This is a genomic window from Rhodanobacter sp. UC4448_H15, from assembly GCF_052978265.1.
Genome location: NZ_CM129665.1, coordinates 1,375,290 through 1,399,707 on the forward strand (window position 1 = coordinate 1,375,290; position 24,418 = coordinate 1,399,707).

The window sequence follows — 24,418 nt, forward strand, 5'->3', positions numbered from 1 at the left end:
GCATTCGGCGCGGGCCGGGGCGTTCGCTCAGAAGCCCACGCGCAGGAACGTGTCGAAATTGGCCACGTCCAGGGTGCCGATGCCGGCGCCCGGGTTGTAACGGCCATTGCCGGCGTAGAACCAGTTGTCGCCGGCACTGATGCGGTTGAACGCCGACCACTTGCCGTAGCCGAAGAGGTTCTGCAGCAGGTACATGTGCGGGTTCCACAGGCCGATGCGATGGCCCGTGCTCTGCCGCAACAGCGCGGTGATGCCGTTCAACTGCGGTGCGACGAAGCTGGTGCCGCCGGAGCTGTACAGGCCGCCCTGGAACACCAGCAGGTAGCCGGTTTCCGGATCCGCGTTGAGCGAGATGTCCGGCAGGTTGCGACCCTTGAAGTTGCCGGGCAGCTTCAGGTAGGTGTACGGGCCGGTGGCCGGATCGTTGTAGGTCAGCTCCTGGTTTTTCTCGCTGCGCTCCATGCCGCTGGTGAAGAGCTGGTACATCGGCTGGCGCCAGTAGACGCTGACGCCACCGCCGCCGCCGACCGAGAACACATAGTCACGGCTGGGCACGAACGGCAGCAGGTAATCCCAGCCCCACACGCTCTCCTGGTCGATCGACAGCACCACCTGGCCGGAGGAGTTGACGAACTTCACCGGCACCGTGGTGCCGCCGGCAGCGGTGATGTACGGATCAGACGCCGGGGCATCGACGGTGAGCGGTGCGCTGAACTCGCCCGGTCCGTCACCGGTGCCGAGGGCGCGTACCGTGTCGTAGGCGCCGGAGTCGCCGCTGGCGGCGAACATCGACTGCCCCTGCGCGGCCGCCTCCAGGAAAATCTGGTGATAGGCACGCAGGTCGCCGACGTCGGTGGTGTCGGTGTTGCGCGCGCCGTCCACGTTCAGCGCCGCGAAGTTGAAGATCTCGCCCAGACCCCAACTGGCCGAGATGCTGTCCGCCCGGTTGTCGGAGACCGCGCGGGCGAACGCGTCGACGAAGCCGGAGCCGGCGTTCGGCGCGTCGTAGACGATGATGTTGGCCTGCGGCGCCAGCCCGCCGGCCTGCTGCACGTCGAGCGTGGTCTCGTCCGCGCCGTTGGTGCCGCCGCCGCCATCGACATGCACCTGGGTGATGCGGTTCGGCTTGGTGTCCAGCCCGATCGCGGTCCAGTAATCCTCCGCGTCAGACGGGTCGAAGGTGGCCAGGGTGACGATCGCCAGGGTCGAACCCTTGCCGGTGATGCCGCGCCGGTACAGCGGGTTGATGTTGTACAGGTTGGCCACGTCGCCCACGGTGTACTGGCCAGGCACCCCGGTGGCGGTGGGGTTGCCGGTCGCTGCCGCACGCGCCTGCGCCGACAGCGTGGTCGGCGGGTTGGCCAGCCGCAGGTTGGTCACCGGCAGCTTCGACGTGTGGTGCGGCACGTAGTGCCACTCGTTGCTGAGGCCGCTGGCCAGGATCACGTTGTCGCCCAGGCCGACCGGCATCACCAGCGGACGCGCCGGGCGATGGAAGCGCTGGCCCGTCTTGCGCGACACGTAGTTGTGCACCGGCGTGCCGAACAGCTGGCTGAACTGGCCGATCGTGCCGCGCACACTGATTACCAGGTGGCTGTCCAGCAGCTCGCCCTGCAGCCCATGCTGGCTCAGGTAGCCCTGCACTTTGGCGATTTGCGCATCGGTGGCGCCGTAGCGCTCGGCGAACTGCGCCGTGGTGAGGAACTTCTGGAAGTTCGCGCTGCCGGGCGTGGCCGTCTGACGAACGTAGTTTTCAAGCTCGGCCTCGTGGCGCAATCGCAGCACGAGGCTGACGGTGACGCTCTGGTCGGTGGGTGCCAGGCCCTGGTCGGTGACGGCCTGCAAACCCGCGGCGGAGACCGAGGTGGCCACACCGGCCAGCATGGTCGCGAGGCTGATGGCGAGAACTTTCCTGCGCAATTTGAAGTGCATGAGTGCTTCTCCCTGGAGTGGACAGGGCTGGCTGGAAAGCGGATGCACTTTCGGCAGGCAACGAACGGAAGGTGGCGGCGCTTTGAAGCTCAGCCCTGCGTTTCACGTGCGAATTGCAACTTCCCCAGCGACGTCGTCAGTTCCCCCTGACGACCGGCGTTGCGCCGCTCGCGCGAGATTAGTACCAAGTGCCTGCCGAGATAAAGACGCCCGGGTGCCTTCGTCGGCAGGCCGGCCCGCACTGCACCCGGTCGGGTTTTGCCGCCGGTGGCCGGTGCGGCACAATGGCGGTTTTCCCGGTCTGCCCACAGCGAATCCATGGCCTCCATCAAGCAAGAAGACCTGATCCAGTCCGTCGCCGACGCGCTGCAGTACATCAGCTACTACCACCCGGTCGACTACATCAAGAGCCTGGCCGCCGCGTACGAGCGCGAGGAGTCGCCCGCCGCGAAGGACGCCATGGCGCAGATCCTGATCAACTCGCGCATGGCCGCCGAAGGCCACCGGCCGCTGTGCCAGGACACCGGCATCGTCACCGTGTTCCTCAAGGTGGGCATGAACGTGCGCTGGGACGACGCCACCATGTCGCTGGAGGACATGGCCAACGAGGGCGTGCGCCGCGCGTACCTGGACCCGGACAACAAGCTGCGCGCCAGCGTGCTGGCCGACCCGGCCGGCAAGCGCATCAACACGAAGGACAACACGCCGTCGGTGGTCAACATGTCGATCGTGCCCGGCGACACCGTCGAGGTGATCGTGGCGGCCAAGGGCGGCGGCTCCGAGGCGAAGTCGAAGTTCGCCATGCTCAATCCGTCCGACTCGATCGTCGACTGGGTGCTGAAGACCGTGCCCACGATGGGCGCCGGCTGGTGTCCGCCGGGCATGCTCGGCATCGGCATCGGCGGCACCGCCGAGAAGGCGATGCTGATGGCGAAGGAGGCGCTGATGGAGTCGATCGACATCCAGGAACTGATCGCGCGCGGCCCCGCCAATCGCGCCGAGGAGCTGCGCATCGAGCTGTTCGAGAAGGTCAACGCGCTGGGCATCGGCGCGCAGGGCCTGGGCGGCCTGACCACCGTGCTCGACGTCAAGGTGAAGGATTTCCCGACCCACGCGGCGAACCTGCCGGTGGCGCTGATCCCGAACTGCGCCGCCACCCGCCACGCGCACTTCGTGCTGGACGGCTCCGGCCCGGTGATGCTCGACCCGCCGTCGCTGGAAGACTGGCCGAAGCTCACCTACGACGCCTCCAAGGGCCGCCGGGTGAACCTCGACACGGTGACCCGCGACGAGGTCGCCAGCTGGAAGCCGGGCGAGACCCTGCTGCTCAACGGCAAGCTGCTCACCGGCCGCGACGCCGCGCACAAGCGCATGGTCGAGATGCTCAACCGGGGCGAGCCGCTGCCGGTGGATTTCAGCGGCCGCTTCATCTACTACGTCGGCCCGGTCGATCCGGTGCGCGAGGAAGTGGTCGGCCCGGCCGGCCCCACCACCGCCACGCGCATGGACAAGTTCACCGAACAGGTACTGGCGCAGACCGGCCTGCTCGGCATGGTCGGAAAGGCCGAGCGCGGCCCCGCCGCGATCGAGGCGATCAGGAAGCACCGGTCGGTGTACCTGATGGCGGTGGGTGGCGCCGCGTACCTGGTCTCCAAGGCGATCAAGGCCTCGCGCGTCGTCGGCTTCGCCGACCTGGGCATGGAAGCGATCTACGAATTCACCGTCGAGGACATGCCGGTCACCGTGGCCGTCGACTCGGGCGGCAGCTCGGTGCACCAGACCGGTCCGCGCGAGTGGCAGGCGAGGATCGGCAAGATCCCCGTCTTCATGCAGTAAAAGCAGTGCGCGAGCGCACGCGTTTGCCTCCTCCCCCTCCGGGGGAGGATTGAGGAGAGGGAGTTTCAGGATCACCTCAGCTCTCCATCGAAAACCCGAACACCCCGCAGGGCGGGCACTGCCCGCCGCCCCGCACAAGGCAAAGGAAGGGCCGGAGGGCACTGCCCGCATACGGCAAACAGCAGTCTAGACGTCCAAACGAGTCGTCCTCGAAAAACCATTTGCAATTCCAATGCCGCAGCGCAACACTGGTCGAATAACCATCCCCTGACAGCGAACTCCCGTGACCTCGCCAACCTCCGCGCCGCTGCCCGCCGACGCTCCCTGGATCGTGATGAAGTTCGGCGGCACCAGCGTCGCCACGCTTCCTCGCTGGCAGAACATCCGTGAGCTGGTCGCCAGCCGCCGCGCCGAAGGCGCGCGCGTGCTGGTCGTCGTTTCCGCGCTGACCGGCATCACCGACGCGCTGAAACAACTGTGCGGCGAGGGCGGGCAGGACAAGCGCAAGGCGGCGGCCGGCGCGATCGCGCAACGCCACTACGACCTGCTGGAGCATATGCAGCTGGCGTTGCCGGACACGCTCGGCGAGCGGCTGGGCGAGCTGGCGCGGCTGGCCGAGGACGGCCCCGCGGCGCGCGGCGAGCTGGCCTGGCAGGCGCAGGTGCAGGCGCACGGCGAGCTGATGTCCAGCGCGCTCGGCGCCGCCTTCCTCAGCCATAGCGGCCTGCCCACGCAGTGGCTGGACGCGCGCGACTGCCTGGCGGCGGTGGCGTTGCCGAACCAGAACGAGCGCACCCGGCTGCTGTCGGCCATGGTCGAGGCGAAGCCCGACCCGACCTTGAACGCGCGCCTGGCCGCGCTCGGCGAGGTGTTCATCACCCAGGGCTTCATCGCGCGCGAAACGCATGGCCGCACCGTGCTGCTCGGGCGGGGCGGTTCGGATACCTCGGCGGCGTACTTCGGCGCGCTGCTGAAGGCGGCGCGGGTGGAGATCTGGACCGACGTGGCCGGCATGTTCACCGCCAACCCGCGCCAGGTGCCGGGCGCGCGCCTGCTGCAGCGACTGGATTACGAGGAGGCGCAGGAAATCGCCTCCACCGGCGCCAAGGTGCTGCATCCGCGCTGCCTGTCGCCGCTGCGCGAGCCGCGTGTGCCGCTGCTGATCAAGGACACCAACCGGCCCGAACTCGACGGCACCGTGATCGGCCCGGAGGTGCGCGCGCATGCACCCAGCGTCAAGGCGATCAGCGCGCGCAAGGGCATCACCCTGGTCTCGATGGAGTCGGTCGGCATGTGGCAACAGGTCGGCTTCCTCGCCGACGTGTTCGCGCATTTCAAGCAGCACGGCCTGTCGGTGGACCTGATCGGTTCGGCCGAGACCAACGTCACCGTGTCGCTCGATCCCACCGAGAACCTGCTCGACTCCGACGCGATCGCCGCGCTGGCCAGCGACCTGGCCAAGGTGTGCCGGGTCAAGGTGATCGCGCCGTGCGCGGCGATCACCCTGGTCGGCCGCGGCATGCGCTCGCTGCTGCACACCTTGTCCGGCGTGCTGGCCGAGTTCGGCCAGCTGCGCGTGCACATGATTTCGCAGTCGTCGAACAACCTGAACCTGACGTTCGTGGTGGACGAGGAAGTGGTTGATGCGCTGCTGCCGCATCTGCACGACTTGCTGATTGGCGCCGGCGCCCTGCGCACGGACGACAGCGCGCTGTTCGGCCCCAGCTGGCAGATGCTGTATGGCGGCGGCGAAATCGTTCCCGCCGTGCCGGCATGGTGGCGCCAGGCGCAGCGTCCGCGCCTGCTGGAACTGGCCGCCGAAGCCACGCCGCGCTACGTCTACCACCTGCCCACGGTGCGCCAGCAGGCGCGCGAGCTGAAATCGCTGGCGGCGGTGGATCGGCTGCACTACGCGGTGAAGGCGAACACGCATCCGGCGATCCTGCGCGCGCTGGCGGCGGAGGGCTTCGCGTTCGAGTGCGTGTCGCCGGGTGAACTGAAAGCGGTCGCCGCGGTGGTGGCGGAATCGGTGCCGCTGCTGTTCACGCCGAACTTCGCGCCGCGCGAGGATTACGTCCATGCGCTGGGCACCCGCGCCAGCGTCACGCTGGACGCGTTGCATCCGCTGCAGCACTGGGGCGAGCTGTTCCGCGGTCGCGAGATCGTGTTGCGGGTCGACCTGGGCCGCGGCCTGGGCCACCACGAAAAAGTGCGTACCGGTGGCAGCGCCAGCAAGTTCGGCCTGCCGCTGGATCAGTTGCCGACATTCCTGCAGCTGGCCGATGCGCATGGCGTGGCCGTGCGCGGCCTGCACGCGCATCTTGGCTCGGGCGTGCTCGACGCCGCGCATTGGGGCGAGGTGTATGCGCAGTTGGCCAGCCTGGCCGAGCGCATCGCCAGCGTGGTGTTCCTCAACATCGGCGGTGGCCTCGGCGTGCCGGCGCACCCGGGCGAGGCGCCGCTGGACATCGCCGCGCTCGACCGTGCGCTGCGCGAGGTCAAGGCGGCCTATCCGCAATACCAGCTGTGGATGGAGCCGGGCCGTTACCTGGTCGCCGACGCCGGCGTGCTGCTGACGCGGGTGACCCAGCTGAAGGACAAGGGCGGCTTCCGCTACCTCGGCGTGGACACCGGCATGAACAGCCTGATCCGCCCCGCGCTGTACGACGCCTGGCACAAGATCGTCAACCTCACCCGGCTTGGCGAACCGGCCACCGCGCTTTACCAGGTGGTCGGCCCGATCTGCGAGTCGGGCGACGTGCTGGGCACCGACCGCCGACTGCAGGAGGCGGCCGAGGGCGACGTGATCCTGATCGCGCAGGCCGGTGCCTACGGCAAGGTGATGTCCTCGCATTACAACCTGCGCGACGAGGCCGACGAGGTGGTGATCGACGACTGATCCGGAGCGCGCCTGTCCCGCTCTTTGGCCGGCGAAAGCCATCGAACGGGCACCGCCTGAAGCTAGAATCAGCCTGTTCGCTCCCGACGATGCGGGCGATGGAGAAAGATGTGAGCAACACGATGCAACCGCGCCTCACCCGGGTCTTCCGCTTCGTGCGTGCGAGCTACGCCGATGGCGTGGCCGAGCTGGCGTATGCGTTCGACGACGGCGAGGAGTTGGTCGAGACGATCCGCTTTCCGCAGGCGCCGGCGGTTCCCGCCGAGCGGCGCGCGGCGTTCGATGCGGCGCTGAAACTGCTGCACCTGGTCGCCGGCGTCAGCTACTACAAGGCCGGCGTGCCGCCGAAGATCGAGCTGGCCGATGGTCCGCTCGACGATGCCACCGCCGAACTGCTGGAACAGCTGTACCTGCACGGGCTGGCCGAGTTCGCCTATCGCAACGGGCTGGACCTGCGCGGGCGGATCAACTTCCCGCGTGGCGGCAGCACGCCCACGGTCGGCGCGCTGGAGTTGCCCAAACGCACCCTGGTGCCGATCGGCGGCGGCAAGGATTCGCTGGTGGCGGTGGAGGCGATCAAGTCCATCGGCGGCGAGGCGACTGCGGTATGGGTCGGCAGCTCCGCGCTGATCGCCGGCTGCGCCGAGCGGACCGGCCTGCCCACCTTGAACATCCAGCGCGAACTGGCGCCGGGCCTGTTCGAGCTGAACCGGCTCGGCGCGTGGAACGGGCACATTCCGGTGACCGCGGTGAATTCGGCGATCCTCGCCGTCGCCGCGGTCCTGTACGGCTACGATTCGATCGCGTTCGCCAACGAGCGTTCCGCCTCGGCTGCCACCTTGGAATACGACGGCCAGCAGGTGAACCACCAGTGGAGCAAGAGCCTCGCGTTCGAGACGCTGCTGGGCGACTGGCTGCACACGCACGTGGCCAGCGACCTCGACTACTGCTCGCTGCTGCGGCCGTACTCTGAGCTGGCGATCACCCATGCGTTCGCGAAGCTGACGCCGTACTTCGACGTGTTCTCCAGCTGCAACCGCAACTTCAAGCTGCTCGGCCCGAAGCCGGTGGACCGCTGGTGCGGGCAGTGCCCGAAATGCCACTTCGTGTTCCTCGCGCTGGCGCCGTTCCTGCCCAAGCCGCGGCTGCTGGCGATCTTCGGCCGCAACCTGCTGGATGACGAAAACCAGGCCGCCGGCTTCGACGCGCTGCTGGAATACCAGGACCACAAGCCGTTCGAGTGCGTGGGCGAGGGCGCCGAGGCGCGCGCGGCGATGCATGCGCTGAGCCAGCGGCCGGAGTGGCAGGAAGATGCGCTGGTCGAACGCTTCCGCAGCGAAATCCTGCCGCAGCTCGACGCAACGCAGCTGGCGCTGGAGCCGTGGCTGCAGCCGTCGCCCGAACACCGCGTGCCGGCACGCCTGCAGGCGGCGCTGGCGGCGATCGGTTGATGCGCTTCGACGAGCTTCGCGATCGCCGCGTGGCGATCTGGGGTTTCGGCCGGGAGGGCCATGCGGTGATCAAGGCCTTGCGCACGCGCCTGCCGGAACAGGCGCTGACCTTGTTCTGCAGCGCCGCCGAAGTCGAGGCCGCGCGTGCGTTCGACGCGGCGCTGGACATCGTCGTCGGCGAGCCGGATGCGGTGGCGCTGGCCCGCTTCGACGTGGTGGTGAAGTCGCCCGGCATCTCCGCCTACAAGCCGGCGTTGCTGGCCGCGCAGGCGCAGGGCACGCGGTTCACTTCCGGTACCGCGCTTTGGTTTGGCGAGCATCCGGATGCGCGCGTGATCGCGGTCACCGGCACCAAGGGCAAGAGCACCACCAGCGCGCTGCTCGCGCACCTGGCGCGCGCACTCGGCGTGCGCACCGCACTGGCCGGCAACATCGGCCTGCCGTTGCCGGAGCTGCTCGACCAGCACGCGGACCTGTGGGTGATCGAACTGTCCAGCTTCCAGACCGGTGAAGCCGGTCCGCTGGAACTGGGCGTGGTCACCAGCCTGTACGAGGAACACCTGGACTGGCACGGCTCGCGCGAGCGCTACGTGGCCGACAAGCTGAAGCTGGCCGACGTGTCGCGCACGCTGCTGGTCAACGGCCTGCAGCCGAATCTGCTGCAGTACACCGCCGCGCATCCGCATCGCCTGGTGTTCGGCACGCCGGAAGGCTGGCACGTGCGCGATGGCATGGTCTGCCGCGGTGCGCAGCCGGTATTCGACAGCGTCGCGCTGGCGGCGCCCGGCCTGCACAACGCGCTCAACGCCTGCGCCGCGCTGGCCGCGCTGGAAACGATCGGCATGGACGCGCTCGCCGCCGCGCCGGCACTGGCCACCTTCCGCCCGCTGCCGCACCGCCTGCAGCCGCTGGGCGAACACGACGGCTGGCACTGGGTCAACGACTCGATCAGCACCACGCCGCTGGCCACGCTGGCCGCGCTGGAAAGCCTGCACGGCCGCACGGTGACCGTGCTGGTCGGCGGCCACGATCGCGGGCTGGACTGGACGCCGTTCGTCGAGGCGATGCGCAGCGCGCCCGCGCACGCGATCGTCTGCATGGGCGCCAACGGCGCGCGCATCGAGGCGGCGCTGCGCGAGGCGGAAGTACGTTGTCCGATCCTGCCTGTCGACGACCTCGCCGGCGCCGTCGCCGAGGCGAAGACGCACACCCCGCGTGGTGGCGTGATCCTGCTCTCTCCGGGCGCGCCGAGCTTCGACCAGTTCAAGGACTACGCCGAACGCGGCCGTCGCTTCGCCGCGCTCGCCGGGTTCGATGTGGCCATCACCGGCATCGAAGGCCTGGGCATCGACTGAGCCGGTCCACCAACCGCGTGGCATGTCGCGAAAGGCATCGGTCGACTTGTCGCGTCTGCAGGCGTCTGCCATTCGACCCGCTGCGCATGTTTCATGGATGACCTGCGCGGGGGAAACCGATGCAGAGGGGCGGGAGCCGGGAATTCACGATGGCCGTCCGTGGCACGGCGGATGTGTACAAGGGCTGGCCTTTCGGCCTGACTGGCCCGCGCCGATCGGCGAGCGGCGATTCGCCGAGTCGGTGTCGGGGCGTTCTGAAATACTGCCGAGGGCAGGTGACACCTGGGCGCAGTCATCCCCGCGAGTTGTTCGACAACGAGGCTGGACAAGCTGGGACAGTGTTTCGGTTCGACCTGAGAATGACCGAGGACATCGGATTCCCACTTTCGCGGGAATGACGGAAAAGCGGGGCTTCAGCGCGCGTAGCGCGTACGCGGCTCGTTCACGCGCTTCTTGCCGTCGAGCTTGATGTGCTGGCGCAGCCAGGCGGCGAACTCGGCTTCGGCCAGGCTGCCTTCGGCGAGGGCGATCATGGCGACGTACTTGTCTTCGTCACTGGCGACGAGATCGGCGTCGTTGAGTGCAAGGAAGACCCGGTAGCAGACATGCGCCGTGCGTTTGTTACCGTCGACGAAGGGATGGTTGTGTGCCAGCCCGTAGGCGAGGCTGGCGGCGAGGTCGGCAAGGTCCGGTGGCGGACCGACGTAGGCATGCAATTGTCGGGGGCGTGCAAGTGCTGAATCCAGCAGATGGTCGTCGCGCACGCCGGTGCCGCCGCCATGTTCGGCCAACTGGCGTTCGTGGATGGCGATGGCGAGCGGCCTTTCGATCCAGACGATCATGGCTGCCACCTATTGCGCCAGCTTGTGCAGGACGTTGCGGTCCTTGCGCATGACCTCCTCCGCCACCTCCATCTGCCTGGCCAAGGCGGGGTCGTAGGTAGTGAGGCGGATGCCGTCGGGGGTTTCCAGCGCAAACAGCTCGTCGCCTTTCTCCAGCCGCAGGCGGGCCAGCAGTTCGCGCGGCAGGATGACGCCGGCGGAGTTGCCGATGGTGGTGATCTTCAGTTTCATGGCGGCCTCCGGAATGGTTATAACGTATGTTATACGCTCGATTTCCCGGCTGCAACGCGTGGCACGTTGCGGCGCAGCCGCATTGCCGCCAGCGCGCGAGAATACGGACTTGGCATGACAGGCATCGTTGCCGACCTTGCCGTGACGTCCGCCATGCCATGCTCGGGTATTTCCCGCTCATTCCGTTCCTGATCTAAGGAGTCATCCCATGCAATACCGTCGCCTCGGCCGATCCGGCCTGCAGTTGTCCGCGTTGTCGTTCGGCGCCTGGGTCACCTTCGGCAGGCAGGTCGGGCGCAGCGAGGCGCGCGACATGCTGGCGCTGGCGCACGATCGCGGGGTGAACTACTTCGACAACGCCGAGACCTACAACAACGGCGTGGCCGAGCAGGTGATGGGCGACGTGCTGGCCGATCTGCGCTTTCCACGCGACAGCTACTGCGTATCCAGCAAGGTGTTCTTCGGGGCCGTGGACGAGCCGCTGCCGACCCAGCGCGGCTTGTCGCGCAAACACGTGATCGAGGCCTGCCACCAGGCCATGCAGCGCCTGCGCGTGGACTATCTGGACCTGTATTTCTGCCATCGTCCCGATCCGGACACGCCGGTCGACGAAACCGTGGCGGCGATGGATACGCTGATTCGCCAGGGCAAGGTGCTGTACTGGGGCACCAGCGAATGGCCGGCCGAGGCGATCGAAGAGGCCCATCGGGTGGCGCGCGAGAATCATTTCTACGCGCCGGTGATGGAGCAGCCCCAGTACAACCTGCTGCACCGCGAGCGGGTGGAGCGCGAATATGCGCCGCTGTACGAGAAGTACGGCATGGGCACCACGATCTGGTCGCCGCTGGCTTCGGGCCTGCTGAGCGGCAAGTACGACCGGGGCATCCCCGCCGACTCGCGGCTCGCGCAGCCGGGCTACGAATGGTTGCGCAAGAGCGTGCTGGGCGAGGGCGACGAGCGCCTGGTGCAGGTGCGCGCGCTGCATCCGATAGCCGACGAGTTGGGCACCAGCCTGGCGCAACTGGCGATCGCCTGGTGCCTGCTGAACCCGCACGTATCCACCGTGATGCTGGGTGCGAGCAAGCGCGAGCAGCTGGCGCAGAACCTGGACGCGCTGGAGCTGCTGCCGCGACTGGATGCGGCGCTCGCCGGGCGCATGCGGCAGGCGGTGGGCGGCTGACCCGTCGCGCGTGGAGTCCGCGAGGGTGGTTGACTCTCAAATGAGAATGATTATTATTTGAGTACCCGCCACCGCAGGAACTCCGATGCCCGTCCTCTCCTTGCGTCCGTCCCCGTTTCCCCCTTCTGCCGTGCACCACGGCGCGGCGCCGCGGCTCGCCACCGCCACGCGCCGGGTCGCCAGCGATCTGCTCCTGGCCGGCGGGCGCGAGCTGGTGATCCAGCATCAGGGCAGCGAGTACCACCTGCGCCTGACCCGCAACGACAAACTGATCCTGACCAAATAGCCATGGGCATGCGGCTGGATCGTGCCGCCCTGTTGCGGCGGATGACGGCGCAGTTCGCCACAGGCAGGCGAACCGGCATCTATGGATCGGAGGAGGCCGCCGCCACGTGCAGGTCGCGGTTGTGCTTGTCCACCGCGCGATGGCTGGCCGGACTGCCGGCGCTGGGCAACGTGTTGTATGCGCCGAGTGTGATGCCCTGCATGTTGCGCGGCAGGCCGTTGCCGGGCTTGCTGGTCGAATCCGCCGATCTCGCGCCGTTGCTGCATACGCGCACCCTGGCGTTCGCCAGCGCAGTCACTGCCGATGGCCCGCGCGAGTGGATGGAATGCCGCGATGCGCAAGAGTGCCTGCTCGCCCGGCTCTACCTGTTGCCGGATACCGACTATCTGGCCTGGGACGCCTTGTGCGCCGGTGCCGACATCGCGGCGGCCGGCGCTCGCGCGGACGCGTTCGCATCGCCGCCGGCCGCGGTGCGGGTGCTGCGTTTCCGATTGCGCCGCTTCGCCGCCGGCCTGAAATTGCTGGGCGCAGATGCCGTGGCGTCCGCCTCGCCGCTGGGGCGCGACGTGGCAGCGCGCATCGCCCGCGACGCGGCCACGCTCCGCTGAACCCGCCGGTCGTCGCCAGTGGCGGCGTCCGGCTGTCCGTGCACTGTCCGCGGACACTGCACAACCGCCACGGGTGCGTCGCAACACATTGAAAAAACGGTGTTTTCGCGGCATCGCCTCGATGGCATGCGGATTGCTCTGTCTCCTGCGTAGCCGCCCTGCACGCGGCCGGGAACGACACGATGATTCGCGACACATCGGCACAGGACAAACTGGTAGAGGTCAAACCCAATCGCAAGCGGCAGCTGATCCTCGCTGCCGTCGGCGTGCTCGTGATCGGCCTGCTGGCCTGGCTGGCGCCGGGGATCGGCCGGCTGTTCTCCGCCTCCGGTTCGGTGAGCGCCTCGCGGCTGTCGTTCGCCACCGTCGAGCGCGGCCCGTTCGTGCGCGACATCGCCGCCGAGGGCAAGGTGGTGGCCGCGGTCAGCCCCACCTTGTACGCGACCTCCGGCGGCGCGGTGACGCTGCAGGTGCACGCCGGCGACACGGTGAAGAAAGGCCAGGTGCTGGCCACCATCGACAGCCCCGAGCTGACCAACAAGCTGGCGCAGGAACAGAGCAACGCCGACGCGATGCAGGTCGACTACCTGCGTGCTCAGGTCGACGCGCGCAAGCAGCGCTCCGCCCTGCAGAAGGCGTACGACAACGCCAAGATCGACCTGCAGACCGCGCAGCGCGATCTCGCCCGCTACCAGAAGGCGTTCGCCCGCGGTGCCGTGCCCAGCATGGACGTCGACCGCGCCAAGGACACCCTGGACAAGGCCAACATCGCCCTGGAACACGCGCGCAGCGACCTGGGCATGGACAACGCCAGTCTCAACTTCGACATCCAGTCCAAGAAGCTGGCGCATGACCGCCAGCTGCTGCTGGTGGCCGACCTCAAGCGCCAGGTCGACGACCTCCATGTGAAGTCGCCGGTGGATGGCCAGGTCGGCCAGCTGTTCATCGCCGAAAAGGCCACCGTGGCCAAGGATGCGCAGCTGCTCAGCGTGGTCGACCTGTCCGCACTGCAGGTGGAGATGCAGGTGCCGGAGAGTTTCGCCCGCGACCTCGGCATCGGCATGACCGGCGAGATCAGCGGCAACGGCCACACCTGGAAGGGCATCGTCAGCGCGATCTCGCCCGAAGTGGTCAACGGCCAGGTCGCCGCGCGGCTGCGCTTCGACGGCACCACGCCGAACCAGCTGCGCCAGAACCAGCGCCTGTCGGTGCGCGTGCTGCTGGACAAGCGCGACAACGTGCTCACCGTGCAGCGCGGCTCCTTCGTCGACGAATCCGGCGGCAGCTACGCCTACCTGGTGCACGACGGCATCGCCACGAAAACCCCGATCCGCATCGGCGCCTCCAGCATCGACAAGGTGGAGATCCTCGAAGGCCTGAAGGAAGGCGACAAGATCGTGATCTCCGGCACCGACAGCTTCAAGGGCGCGGCGAAGGTTGCCATCTCGCAATAGCGAGATGGCAGCCGGGAATAGGGAATAGGGAATAGGGAATCGGAAAAACTCGCGATCCCACGCCGCTGCTCTCTATTCCCGATTCTCTATTCCCTATTCCCACTACACCAACCACCGAGGAACCAGCATGCTCAAGATGACCCACCTGTCCAAGGTCTACCGCACCGAAGTGGTGGAGACCTATGCGCTGCGCGATTTCAACATCGACGTGAAGGAGGGCGAGTTCGTGGCCGTGACCGGGCCGTCCGGTTCGGGCAAGACCACCTTCCTGACCATCGCCGGCCTGCTGGAGACGTTCACCGGCGGCGAGTACCACCTCGACGGCGTGGAGGTGAGCAACCTCAACGACAACGCCCGCTCGAAGATCCGCAACGAGAAGATCGGCTTCATTTTCCAGGCGTTCAACCTGATCCCCGACCTCAACGTGTTCGACAACATCGAGGTGCCGCTGCGCTATCGCGGCATGAAGTCGGCCGAGCGCAAGCAGCGGATCATGGACTCGCTGGAACGCGTGGGCCTGGCCTCGCGCGCCAAGCACTACCCCGCCGAACTCTCCGGCGGCCAGCAGCAGCGCGTGGCGATCGCCCGCGCGCTGGCCGGCTCGCCGCGTCTGCTGCTGGCGGACGAGCCCACCGGCAACCTCGACACCCAGATGGCCCGCGGCGTGATGGAGCTGCTGGAGGAGATCCACCGCGATGGCGCCACCATCGTGATGGTCACGCATGATCCGGAGCTGGCCGCCCGCGCCCAGCGCAACGTGCACATCATCGACGGCCAGGTGGTGGATCTGGCCGAGGAGCCGCGCTTCCATGCCGTGAAGGCAGGGAATAGGGAGTAGGGAATAGGGAATCGGAAGGGCATCGGCCTTTCCGAATCGCGAATTACGAATCCCGTATCCCGGAACCAGAGATGTTTGCCTACTACCTCCAGCTCGGACTGCGCAGCCTGCGCCGCAACCCCGCCCTCACCGCGCTGATGGTGATGGCGATCGGTTTCGGCGTGGCCGCGTCGATGATCACGTACTCCGTGTTCCGGGCCGTGTCCGGCAACCCGATACCTGGCAAGTCGGCGCAGCTGTTCACGCCGCAGGTGGACGGCTGGGGGCCGCAGCAGAACCTGAAGGGCGAGCCGGCCGAAGCACTGGCTTACATCGACGCGATGGCGCTGATGCGGGCGCACGAGGCGAAGCGCCAGACCCTGTTGTATCCGGTGCAACTCTCGGTGATGCCGGGCGGCAACCGCGACCTTCCCCTGAACGCCAGCGGCTATGCCGTCACCGCCGACTTCTTCACCATGTTCGAGGTGCCGTTCCGCTTCGGCAGCGGCTGGAGTGCGCAGGACGACGACGCGCGAGCCAGCGCCGTCGTCATCAGCGGCGAACTCAACCGGAAGCTGTTCGGCGGCGCCAACAGCGTGGGGCGCACGTTCAACCTTGGCGGGCATGACTACCACGTGGTGGGCGTCACCAGCCACTGGAATCCGCGCCCGCGTTTCTACGACCTGTTCAGCACCAGCGGGTTTGCCGACGAGCCGGACATCTACATGGTGTTCAACCGTGCACTGGACTTGCAGATGCGCTCGGGCGGCCGCAACAGTTGCCGCGGTTCGATCACCTACACGAGCTGGCAGGGTTATCTGCAGAGCAACTGCGTGTGGATCACGCCGTGGGTGGAACTGGACAGCGCCGCCGAAGTCGCCGCCTATCGCCGTTTCCTCACCAACTATGCCGCCGACCAGCAGCGCGCCGGTCGCTTCGGCTGGGCCGCCAACGTGCGTCTGCGCGACGTGATGCAGTGGCTCGAATACGAACACGTGGTGCCGCCGGAAAGCCGCATCTCGCTGGCGGTGGCGCTGGGCTTTTTCCTGATCTGCCTGGTCAACACCATCGGCCTGCTGCTGGCGAAGTTCATGCGCCGCGCCGGCGAGATCGGCGTGCGCCGCGCCCTGGGCGCGACCCGGCGCGAGATCTACGCGCAATACCTGATCGAGGCCGCCACGGTAGGCCTGGCCGGTGGCGTGCTGGGCTTGCTGCTCACGGCCGCGGGCGTGTCCGGCGTGGGCATCCTGTTCCAGCCGGAGATCGCCCGGCTGGCCCGGCTCGATCTCTCACTGGTGGGCCTGACGTTCGTCGTCGCCATCATCGCCACCGTGCTGGCGGCGTTCTACCCGGCGTGGCGCGCGGCACACGTGCAACCCGCCTGGCAACTGAAATCGAGCTGAGGAGAGCGCCATGAATTTTCAGGTCAGGCCCATCCTCACCGCGCTGCGCCAGCACAAGGCAGGCACCTTGCTGATCGCGCTGCAGATCGCGTTGACGCTGGCCATCGTGTGCAACGCGCTGTTCATCATCCACCAGCGACTGGGCAACCTCTCCGCGAGCAGCGGCGTGGACGAGGCCAACGTGTTCGTCATCACCAACATGTGGGCCGACATGGGCCAGTCGACGTCCCAGGTCGATGCGCAGGTGCGCGCGGACCTGATCGCGCTGCGGCAGTTGCCCGCCGTGCGCGACGCCACGCCGGCCAGCGGGTATCCGCTCAGGGGCGGCGGCTGGGACAACTTCGTCACCATGACGCCCGAGCAGGTCAAGCCGACCACGGATGCCGCGGTGTACACCGGCGACGACCACTTCATCGACACGCTGGGCCTGAATCTCGTCGCGGGCCGCAACTTCCGCCCCGATGAGGTGATGGTGATGGGCACCCAGGAAGCCGTCACCCCGCCGACGGTGATCGTGAGCAAGGTGCTGGCCGATCGCCTGTTTCCCGACGGCGACGCGCTGGGCAAGAGTTTCTATGCGATGGGCGCCACGCCGACCACCATTGTCGGCATCGTCGATCCGCTGCACCGGCAGGGCGTGGACTCGTGGAGCAACGGCTATGCCGGCCAGGCGCTGATCTGGCCGTTGCGGGCGGATGATTCGCGCGGCGTGTTCTACATCGTGCGCGCCAGGCCCGGCCAGCTTGCCGACGCCATGCGCGAGGCGCCCAAGGCGCTGTACGCGCAGAATCGCCTGCGCATCATCGATTCGAAGGACGGCATCCAGGACTACGCCACCATCCGTCACAAGGTCTACGACCGCGACCGTGGCATGGCGATCCTGATGGGCATCATCAGCGTGGTGCTGCTGGCGATCACCGCGGCCGGCATCGTGGGCCTGACCAGCTTCTGGGTCGGCCAGCGCCGCAAGCAGATCGGCGTGCGCCGCGCCCTGGGTGCCCGGCAGCGCGACATCCTCGCCTATTTCCTCACCGAGAACTTCCTGATCAGCGTGTCGGGCACGGTGCTGGGCATCGTGCTGGGCTTCGCCTTCAACTTGTGGACGGTGACCCGCTTCGCGATGGACCGGATGTCGCTGGCCTACGTGGGCGCGGGCGTGCTGGTGCTGGTGCTGCTCGGCCAGGCCGCCACGCTGGCGCCGGCGCTGCGCGCCTCGCGCGTGTCGCCGGTGGAGGCGACGCGGAGCGTGTGATTTTTCCCCTCTCCCGACGGGAGAGGGGCTCAAACGACGGAGAGACAGAATGTTTGCCTACTACCTCGAACTGGCGATGCGCAGCCTGAAACGCAGCCCTGGCCTCACCATACTGATGGTGCTGGCGATCGGCTTCGGCGTGGCTGCGTCGATGACCTCGTGGTCGGTGTTCCGTGCGGTGTCGGGCGACCCGATTCCGTGGAAGTCGTCCAAACTCTTCGTGCCGCAGATCGACATGTGGGGGCCGAACGGCCGCAGTCCCGACGGCGAGCCGCCGAACGCGATGGACTACACCGACGCGGTCGCCCTGATGCGCGATCACCGCGCCAAGCGGCAGTCGGCGATGTACCAGATCTCGCCCTCGATCGTGCCGACCGACGCCAGCAAACATCCGCTCAACGTCAGCGGGCATGCCGTGTATGGCGAGTTCTTTCCGATGCTGGACGTGCCGTTCCGGTATGGCCGCGGCTGGAGCGCCAGCGACGACAGCAACCGCGCGCAGGTCGTGGTGATCAGCAGCAAGCTCAACCAGAAGCTGTTCGGCGGTATCGACAGCGTCGGCCGCATCGTCAATGTCGAAGGCCGCGATTACCGGGTGGTTGGCGTGCTCGACCAGTGGAACCCGCAGCCGCGCTTCTACGACGTGGTCAACAGCGGTGGCTTCTCCACCACCGACGCCGACGTGTTCCTGCCGTTCCAGACCGCGATCCAGACGGGCATCACCAACGACGGCAATACCAACTGCAACGCGGTGCCGGACGAACCGGGCTTCGTCGGCCTGCAGCATTCGCCCTGCGCGTGGATCGCGTTCATGGCCGAACTGGACGATGCCGCGGCGGTGACGGCGTATCGCGCCTATCTCGACGGCTATGCCAAGGATCAGCAGTCCGCCGGGCGCTTCCGCTGGGCGCCGAACAACTGCCTGCGCGACGTGCCGGCGTGGCTGGAAAACCAGCACGTGGTGCCCAGCGACACCAGGGTGTTGTTGCTGGTGGCACTCGGCCTGCTGCTGGTGTGCCTGGTCAATACGGTGGGCCTGCTGCTGGCCAAGTTCCTGCGCCGCAGCAGCGAGATCGGCGTGCGTCGCGCACTCGGCGCGCCGCGTGCGGCGATCTACACGCAGTTCCTGGTCGAGGCGGGCATCGTGGGTGCGGCCGGCGGCGTGCTCGGCTTGCTGCTGACCGGCGCCGGCGTGGCCAGCGTGGGCTGGGTGTTGCCGCGCGACATCGCCTCGCTGGCGCGGATCGACGTGTCGCTGCTGGTGCTGACCCTGCTGGTGGCGGTGGTCGCCACGATGCTGGCCGGCCTGTATCCCACCTATCGGGCTTCGCGGGTGCAGCCCGCCTGGCAACTGAAGAGCAACTAATGCGCTCTCCCTGCGCGAGAAAGCGGCCATCCATGGCCGCACTCCTCAAGGAAACCCGTTCCATTTGACGGTGCGACAAGGAACTACATCATGAAACTGCATCCCATCCTCGCCGCCCTGCGCAAGCACAAGGCCGGCACCGTGCTCATCTCGCTGCAGATCGCGCTGACCCTGGCGATCGTGTGCAATGCGATCTTCATCATCGGCCAGCGCATCGAGCGGGTGAACCGGCCCACCGGGCTGGACGAGAGCAACCTGTTCCTGGTCACCCAGCAATGGGTGGGCGCGCCCAGCGCCGACACCGCCGACGGCGTGGAGAAGCTCGACGCGATGCAGCGCGAGGATCTCGCCGCGTTGCGCAACCTGCCCGGCGTGACGTCGGTGGCGCCGATCAATTCGCTGCCGCTGCTCAACTCGTCGTGGACGGGCTCGATGTCGCACGATCCGGGCGCCAAGCTCGGCGGCAAGGACAACACCCGCACGGCGTACTACTTCACCGACGACCAGGCGCTGGATACGTTGGGCCTGAAGCTGGTGGCCGGCCGCGCGTTCACCGCCGGCGACGTGCAGCACCAGGGCTTTCGCGACCAGCCGCCGCGTCCCATCGCGATCATCACCAAGGCGCTGGCCGACAAGCTGTTCCCGAACGGCGGCGCGGTGGGCAAGGTGATCTACAGCGACGGCAGCAATGCGCCGACCACCATCATCGGCGTGGTCGAGCGCATGCAGACGCCCGCCAGCGGCAGCTGGGGCAACGATTTCGCGTGGTACTCGACCCTGATCCCGACCCGGCTCGACGCCAACTTTGCCCGCTACGCCGTGCGTACGCGGCCGGGCCAGCTCGACACGGCGATGCGCGCGGTGACGCCGCTGCTGTACAAGGTCAACCCGCTGCGCGTGCTCGATGACGACAGCGTCAGGCCCTTCAGCGAGATCCGCGCCAAGGCGTATCGCGCCGACGTGGGCATGGCGATCCTGATGGGGGTGATCTGCCTGATCCTGGTCGCGGTCACTGCCGCCGGCATCGTGGGTCTGACCAGCTTCTGGGTCGGCCAGCGTCATCGCCAGATCGGCGTGCGCCGCGCGCTGGGCGCACGCAAGATCGACATCCTGCATTACTTCCAGATCGAGAACCTGCTGATTGCCGGCATCGGCGTACTGCTCGGCATCGCGCTGGCGATAGCCCTGAACCTGTGGCTGATGACGCGCTACGAGATGACCCGCCTGCCGGTGTCCTACGTGCTCGTCGGCGTGCTGGCCATGCTGGTGATCGGCCAGGCCGCCGTGTTCGTGCCCGCGCGGCGCGCGTCCAACGTGCCGCCGGTGTCGGCGACGCGGGCGGCTTGAAGCCGGGAATCGGGAATCGGGAACAGGGAATCGTCAAAGGCAAAAGCCGCGCGCTTTGGTGCTTCCTATTCCCCATTCTCCATTCCCTATTCCCTCCTCCGAAGGAGACACCGAACGTGCTTGCCTACTACCTCGACCTGGCCCTGCGCAGCCTCAAGAGCAACAAGGCGCTCACCGCGCTGATGGTGCTGGCGATCGCGCTGGGCATCGGTGCGTCGATGACCACGCTCACGGTGCTGCACGTGCTGTCGGGCGACCCGCTGCCGGGGCGCAGCGGCACGCTGTACTACCCGCAGATCGACCCGCGCGACAACAGTGGCCAGCTGCCCGGGGTCGAGCCGCCGGAGCAGGTCACCCTGATCGATGGCCTGAACCTGCTGCACGCCGGGCGCGCCGATCGCCAGGCGCTGATGACCGGCGGCTCCGTGCCGATCCAGCCCGACTCCTCGGCCGTGGACCCGTTCTACGTGGAGTCGCGTTACACCACTGCCGACTTCTTCCCGATGTTCGGCACGCGGTTTCGCTATGGCCGCGGCTGGAACGCCGCCGACGACGAGGCCAAGGCGCGCGAGGTGGTGATCAACGGCGAGCTCAACGAGCGCCTGTTCGGCGGCGCCGACAGCGTGGGCCGCAACCTGCGCATCGCCGACGCCAGCTTCCGCATCGTCGGCGTGCTCGACGACTGGGAGCCCAACCCGCACTTCTACGATCTCAACACCGGCTCCTACGGCCGCGCCGAGCAGGTATTCGTGCCGTTGCAGACGGCGCTGGATCTGAAGATGGAGCACAACGGCTCAAACGACTGCTGGGGCAGGGGCGCCGGTGGCGTAGGCCGGATCTACCCTTCGGAAAGCTGCGTGTGGCTGCAGTTCTGGGTGCAGCTGGACAGCTCGTCCAAGGCGGCCGACTACCAGCAGTTCCTGGTGCATTACTCGCAGGAGCAGAAGGCGCTGGGGCGTTTCGCGAAGGCGCCGAACGTGCGACTGCGCAACGTGATGCAGTGGCTGGCCCATGAACGGGTGGTGCCCGACGACGTGCGCCTGCAGACCGGTCTGGCGTTCGGCTTCCTGCTGGTGTGCCTGGTCAACACGGTCGGGCTGATGCTGGCCAAGTTCATGCGGCGCGCCGGCGACCTCGGCGTGCGGCGCGCGCTGGGCGCCTCCAAACGCTCGCTGTTCGGACAACTGCTGGTCGAGTCCGGCGTGATCGGCGTGGTGGGCGGCGTGGGCGGCCTGTTGCTGGCAGGACTGGGCTTGTGGGTGGTGCGCCAGCGTCCTTCCAGCTATGCCGCGTTGGCGCACCTGGACGGCACGATGCTGGCGACCACCTTCGCGCTGGCGCTGGGTTCGACCCTGCTGGCCGGCATGCTGCCGGCGTGGCGCGCCTGCCAGGTGCCGCCGGCCCTGCAGCTCAAGAGCAACTGAGGGTTACCGACATGGAACTGCGACCGATCCTCTCCACGCTGCGGCGGCACAAGACCACCGCCTGGCTGCTGATCCTGGAGATCGCGCTGACCTGCGCGATCGTGTGCAACGCGGTGTTCATGATCAACCACCGCCTGCAGCACATGGAGATGCCCACCGGCATCGACGAACATGCGCTGGTGCAGATCCAGCTGGCCGAGGTGACGCCATCGCCGGACATCTACGCGCGGGCAAGGGAGGATCTTGCCGTGATCCGGCAAGTGCCCGGCGTGCTGGACGTGGCGCTGGTCAACCAGTTGCCGCTGGGCGGCTCCTCGTCCAATGCCAGCATCAAGCTGGACCCGGAGCAACGCCAGCCGACCCTCAGCGCCGGCACCTATTTCGGCGGGAACCTGGCGCAGACGATGGGTCTGCGCCTGCTGGCGGGGCGCCACCTGCAGCCCGACGAGGTGCTCGACGCCGACGTGGTGCTCAAGGCGCTGGCCACCGGCGACACCAAGGTCATCGCACCGGTCACGGTCATCACGCAGGCCATGGCGCAACGGCTGTGGCCGGGCGCCGACGCGCTCGGCAAGACGATCTACGTCGGCCCGGTCGGCGTGCGCGTGGTCGGCGTGATCGCCGACCTGGCGCGCGCCAATGCCTACGATGACGCGACCGCGCACTACTCGATGATCCTGCCGATGTTCATGGGCGCCGGCAAGGACCAGAGCTACCTGATCCGCACGCGCCCGCAGGATCGCCAGGCCGTGCTGAAAGCCGCCGTGGCGGCGCTGAAGAAAGCCGACCCGCGGCGGGTGGTGACCGAGCAGCGCACCTACGACGAAGTGCGCGACAAGTTCTTCGAGAACGACCGCTCGATGGCCGGCATCCTGGTGGGCGCGATCGCCGCGCTGCTGATCGTCACCGCGCTGGGCATCGTCGGCCTGGCCAGCTTCTGGGTCGCGCAGCGGCGGCGCACGATCGGTGTGCGCCGTGCGCTGGGCGCCACGCGCCGCAACATCCTCAATTATTTCCAGACCGAGAACCTGCTGCTGGCCACGATCGGCATCGTGCTCGGCATGGTGCTGGCCTACGCCATCAACCTGTTCCTGATGCTGCACTACGAGCTGCCGCGATTGCCGGCGATCTATTTCCCGGTGGGCGCGATCGCGCTGTGGCTGATCGGCCAGCTCGCCGTGCTCGGTCCGGCGCTGCGCGCCGCGGCGGTGCCGCCTGTCGTGGCAACGAGGTCGGTGTGACGCAGGAGCCCGCTCGCGGGCGATGCCCTTGATTTGATCTGCGTCGCGCATTTGAGCAGGAGCATCGCCCGCGAGCGGGCTCCTGCGAAAGAACGAGTCAACAGGAGTAATTCGGACGTGTTCACCTATTACCTCGATCTCGCCCTGCGCAGCCTCAAGCGCAACAAGGTGCTCACCGCGCTGATGGTCATCGCCATCGCGGTGGGCATTGGCGCCAGCATGACCACGTTGACGGTGATGCATCTGCTCTCCGGCGACCCGGTGCCCACGCGCAGCGGCACGCTGTTCTATCCGCAGGTGGACGGCAACCCGACGCCCGGCGATTTCAAGCAGCCGCTGGACGTGATGGATTACCAGTCGGCAGTGGACCTGTGGGGCGCGCATCGGGCCGATGCCCAGACGCTGGTGGTGGACAGCCCGGTGCGGCTGAGCGCGCCGGGGGTCAACCTGCCGACCTTGATGCCGAGCATGCTGTCCACCACCAGCGACTTCTTTCCGATGTTCGACGTGCCGTTCCGCTACGGCAGCGGCTGGAGCGCGGATGACGATGCCCGGCACGCGCGGGTGGCGGTGATCTCCGACGATCTCAACCACAAGCTGTTCGGCGGCCGCGACAGTGTCGGCCAGGTGCTGCGCCTGCGCGACACGGACGTGCGCATCGTCGGCGTGCTGCGTCCATGGCGCCCGTCGCCGGTGTTCTACACCGTGGCCGGCGGCCGCTTTGCCAATGGCGACACCGCGGACTTCTACGGCAAGACGCAGGACGTGTTCACGCCGTTCTTCACCGGTCTCGAACTCAACGACGGCAACTTCCAGCAGTTCACCTGCTGGCACATGCCCGAGCGGCCGGGCCATCTGCAGAACTCGCCGTGTGCGTGGGTGCGCCTGTGGGTGCAGCTTGGCGACGCCGGCAAGGTCGCCGCGTACAAGCAGTTCCTGGATGGCTACGCGGCGCAGCAGGCCGCGCTGGGACGCATCGTGCGGCCGCAGAACACGCGCCTGCGCAGCCTGATGCAATGGCTGGACTACAACGGCGTGGTGCCCGGCGACGTGCGGCTGCAGACCTGGCTGGCGTTTGCGTTTCTCGCCATCTGCCTGTTCAACATGATCGGCCTGCTGCTGGCGAAGTTCCTGCGCCGCAGCGGCGAGATCGGCGTGCGTCGCGCGCTCGGCGCCAGCCGCGGCGCGGTGTTCGCGCAATGCCTGGTGGAGGCCGGGCTGGTCGGCCTGATCGGCGGCATCGGTGGCTTGGGCCTGACCCTGCTCGGCCTGTGGCTGGTTCGCCGGCAGCCGGTGGCGTACGCCGATCTTGCGCACCTGGACGTGTCGATGTTCGTCGCCACCTTCGTCACCGCGATCGCCGCCAGCCTGCTGGCCGGGGTCCTGCCGGCGCTCCGCGCCAGCCGGGTGGCGCCGGGACTTCAGCTAAAGACTTTGTAGTGCGCTGTTCCTGCGCAGGAGCCCGGCCATCCCTGGCCGGACATCTCAGACAGG

21 protein-coding genes are annotated in these 24,418 nt (G+C 67.7%); 16 read left to right on the top strand and 5 right to left on the bottom strand.

Annotated features, from left to right (window positions below):
• Positions 1-27 precede the first annotated feature (27 nt).
• Positions 28-1,932, bottom strand: coding sequence for a S53 family peptidase (locus ACVCMI_RS06095; protein WP_447097045.1), 1,905 nt, complete (start codon positions 1,930-1,932; stop codon positions 28-30).
• 89 nt (positions 1,933-2,021) lie between these two features.
• On the bottom strand, positions 2,022-2,252 hold the full coding sequence (locus ACVCMI_RS06100) for a hypothetical protein (protein WP_447097044.1): 231 nt from the start codon (positions 2,250-2,252) through the stop codon (positions 2,022-2,024).
• Between ACVCMI_RS06100 and ACVCMI_RS06105 the strand changes: the two genes are divergently transcribed.
• From ACVCMI_RS06105 to murD, 4 genes are all read left to right on the top strand, one after another.
• Positions 2,251-3,768, top strand: coding sequence for a fumarate hydratase (locus tag ACVCMI_RS06105; RefSeq protein ID WP_447097043.1), 1,518 nt, complete (start codon positions 2,251-2,253; stop codon positions 3,766-3,768). The genes ACVCMI_RS06100 and ACVCMI_RS06105 overlap by 2 nt on opposite strands.
• Positions 3,769-4,051: 283 nt before the next feature.
• Positions 4,052-6,667, top strand: coding sequence for a bifunctional aspartate kinase/diaminopimelate decarboxylase (locus tag ACVCMI_RS06110; RefSeq protein WP_447097042.1), 2,616 nt, complete (start codon positions 4,052-4,054; stop codon positions 6,665-6,667).
• A 122-nt stretch (positions 6,668-6,789) separates the two neighbouring features.
• Positions 6,790-8,118 carry a UDP-N-acetyl-alpha-D-muramoyl-L-alanyl-L-glutamate epimerase gene (murL, locus tag ACVCMI_RS06115; protein WP_447099482.1) on the top strand — a complete coding sequence of 443 codons (1,329 nt, stop codon included), beginning with the start codon at positions 6,790-6,792 and terminating at the stop codon, positions 8,116-8,118.
• A complete protein-coding gene (murD, locus tag ACVCMI_RS06120) occupies positions 8,118-9,473 on the top strand; it encodes a UDP-N-acetylmuramoyl-L-alanine--D-glutamate ligase (RefSeq protein ID WP_447097041.1) in 1,356 nt (451 codons plus the stop codon). The genes murL and murD overlap by 1 nt, the downstream gene beginning before the upstream one ends.
• 413 nt (positions 9,474-9,886) lie before the next feature.
• Here murD and ACVCMI_RS06125 read toward each other — a convergent pair whose 3' ends face one another.
• Positions 9,887-10,315 (bottom strand): type II toxin-antitoxin system death-on-curing family toxin, encoded by a 429-nt coding sequence (locus tag ACVCMI_RS06125; protein WP_447097040.1) that lies wholly within the window; start codon positions 10,313-10,315, stop codon positions 9,887-9,889.
• Positions 10,316-10,324: 9 nt separating this feature from the next.
• Positions 10,325-10,546, bottom strand: a complete 222-nt coding sequence (locus ACVCMI_RS06130) for an AbrB/MazE/SpoVT family DNA-binding domain-containing protein (protein ID WP_447097039.1) — start codon at positions 10,544-10,546, stop codon at positions 10,325-10,327.
• A 208-nt stretch (positions 10,547-10,754) separates the two neighbouring features.
• Here ACVCMI_RS06130 and ACVCMI_RS06135 point away from each other — a divergent pair, with 208 nt between their 5' ends.
• Positions 10,755-11,726 carry a potassium channel beta subunit family protein gene (locus ACVCMI_RS06135; RefSeq protein ID WP_447097038.1) on the top strand — a complete coding sequence of 324 codons (972 nt, stop codon included), beginning with the start codon at positions 10,755-10,757 and terminating at the stop codon, positions 11,724-11,726.
• An 85-nt stretch (positions 11,727-11,811) separates the two neighbouring features.
• Positions 11,812-12,012 (top strand): hemin uptake protein HemP, encoded by a 201-nt coding sequence (gene hemP, locus ACVCMI_RS06140; RefSeq protein WP_447097037.1) that lies wholly within the window; start codon positions 11,812-11,814, stop codon positions 12,010-12,012.
• Between the two features lie 79 nt (positions 12,013-12,091).
• Here hemP and ACVCMI_RS06145 read toward each other — a convergent pair whose 3' ends face one another.
• Positions 12,092-12,214, bottom strand: coding sequence for a hypothetical protein (locus ACVCMI_RS06145; RefSeq protein ID WP_447097036.1), 123 nt, complete (start codon positions 12,212-12,214; stop codon positions 12,092-12,094).
• On the opposite strand from ACVCMI_RS06145, the gene ACVCMI_RS06150 reads away from it, so the two are divergent.
• From ACVCMI_RS06150 to ACVCMI_RS06195, 10 genes are all read left to right on the top strand, one after another.
• Positions 12,213-12,620 (top strand): hypothetical protein, encoded by a 408-nt coding sequence (locus ACVCMI_RS06150; RefSeq protein WP_447097035.1) that lies wholly within the window; start codon positions 12,213-12,215, stop codon positions 12,618-12,620. The genes ACVCMI_RS06145 and ACVCMI_RS06150 overlap by 2 nt on opposite strands.
• 182 nt (positions 12,621-12,802) lie before the next feature.
• On the top strand, positions 12,803-14,074 hold the full coding sequence (locus tag ACVCMI_RS06155) for an efflux RND transporter periplasmic adaptor subunit (RefSeq protein ID WP_447097034.1): 1,272 nt from the start codon (positions 12,803-12,805) through the stop codon (positions 14,072-14,074).
• A 127-nt stretch (positions 14,075-14,201) separates the two neighbouring features.
• Complete coding sequence (locus ACVCMI_RS06160) at positions 14,202-14,912, top strand: ABC transporter ATP-binding protein (RefSeq protein WP_447097033.1); 711 nt, start codon at positions 14,202-14,204, stop codon at positions 14,910-14,912.
• A gap of 71 nt (positions 14,913-14,983) precedes the next feature.
• A complete protein-coding gene (locus ACVCMI_RS06165) occupies positions 14,984-16,294 on the top strand; it encodes an ABC transporter permease (RefSeq protein WP_447097032.1) in 1,311 nt (436 codons plus the stop codon).
• 10 nt (positions 16,295-16,304) lie between these two features.
• Positions 16,305-17,546, top strand: coding sequence for an ABC transporter permease (locus ACVCMI_RS06170; RefSeq protein WP_447097031.1), 1,242 nt, complete (start codon positions 16,305-16,307; stop codon positions 17,544-17,546).
• Between the two features lie 49 nt (positions 17,547-17,595).
• Entirely contained in the window at positions 17,596-18,912 is a 1,317-nt protein-coding gene (locus tag ACVCMI_RS06175; protein WP_447110622.1) for an ABC transporter permease, read from the top strand.
• Between the two features lie 90 nt (positions 18,913-19,002).
• The gene (locus ACVCMI_RS06180; protein WP_447097029.1) at positions 19,003-20,259 is read left to right on the top strand and encodes an ABC transporter permease; all 1,257 of its coding nucleotides are present in this window, start codon (positions 19,003-19,005) and stop codon (positions 20,257-20,259) included.
• A gap of 116 nt (positions 20,260-20,375) precedes the next feature.
• A complete protein-coding gene (locus tag ACVCMI_RS06185) occupies positions 20,376-21,683 on the top strand; it encodes an ABC transporter permease (RefSeq protein WP_447097028.1) in 1,308 nt (435 codons plus the stop codon).
• Positions 21,684-21,694: 11 nt separating this feature from the next.
• Positions 21,695-22,924 carry an ABC transporter permease gene (locus ACVCMI_RS06190; RefSeq protein WP_447097027.1) on the top strand — a complete coding sequence of 410 codons (1,230 nt, stop codon included), beginning with the start codon at positions 21,695-21,697 and terminating at the stop codon, positions 22,922-22,924.
• Positions 22,925-23,041: 117 nt separating this feature from the next.
• A complete protein-coding gene (locus ACVCMI_RS06195) occupies positions 23,042-24,364 on the top strand; it encodes an ABC transporter permease (protein WP_447097026.1) in 1,323 nt (440 codons plus the stop codon).
• The last annotated feature ends 54 nt before the right edge of the window (positions 24,365-24,418 follow it).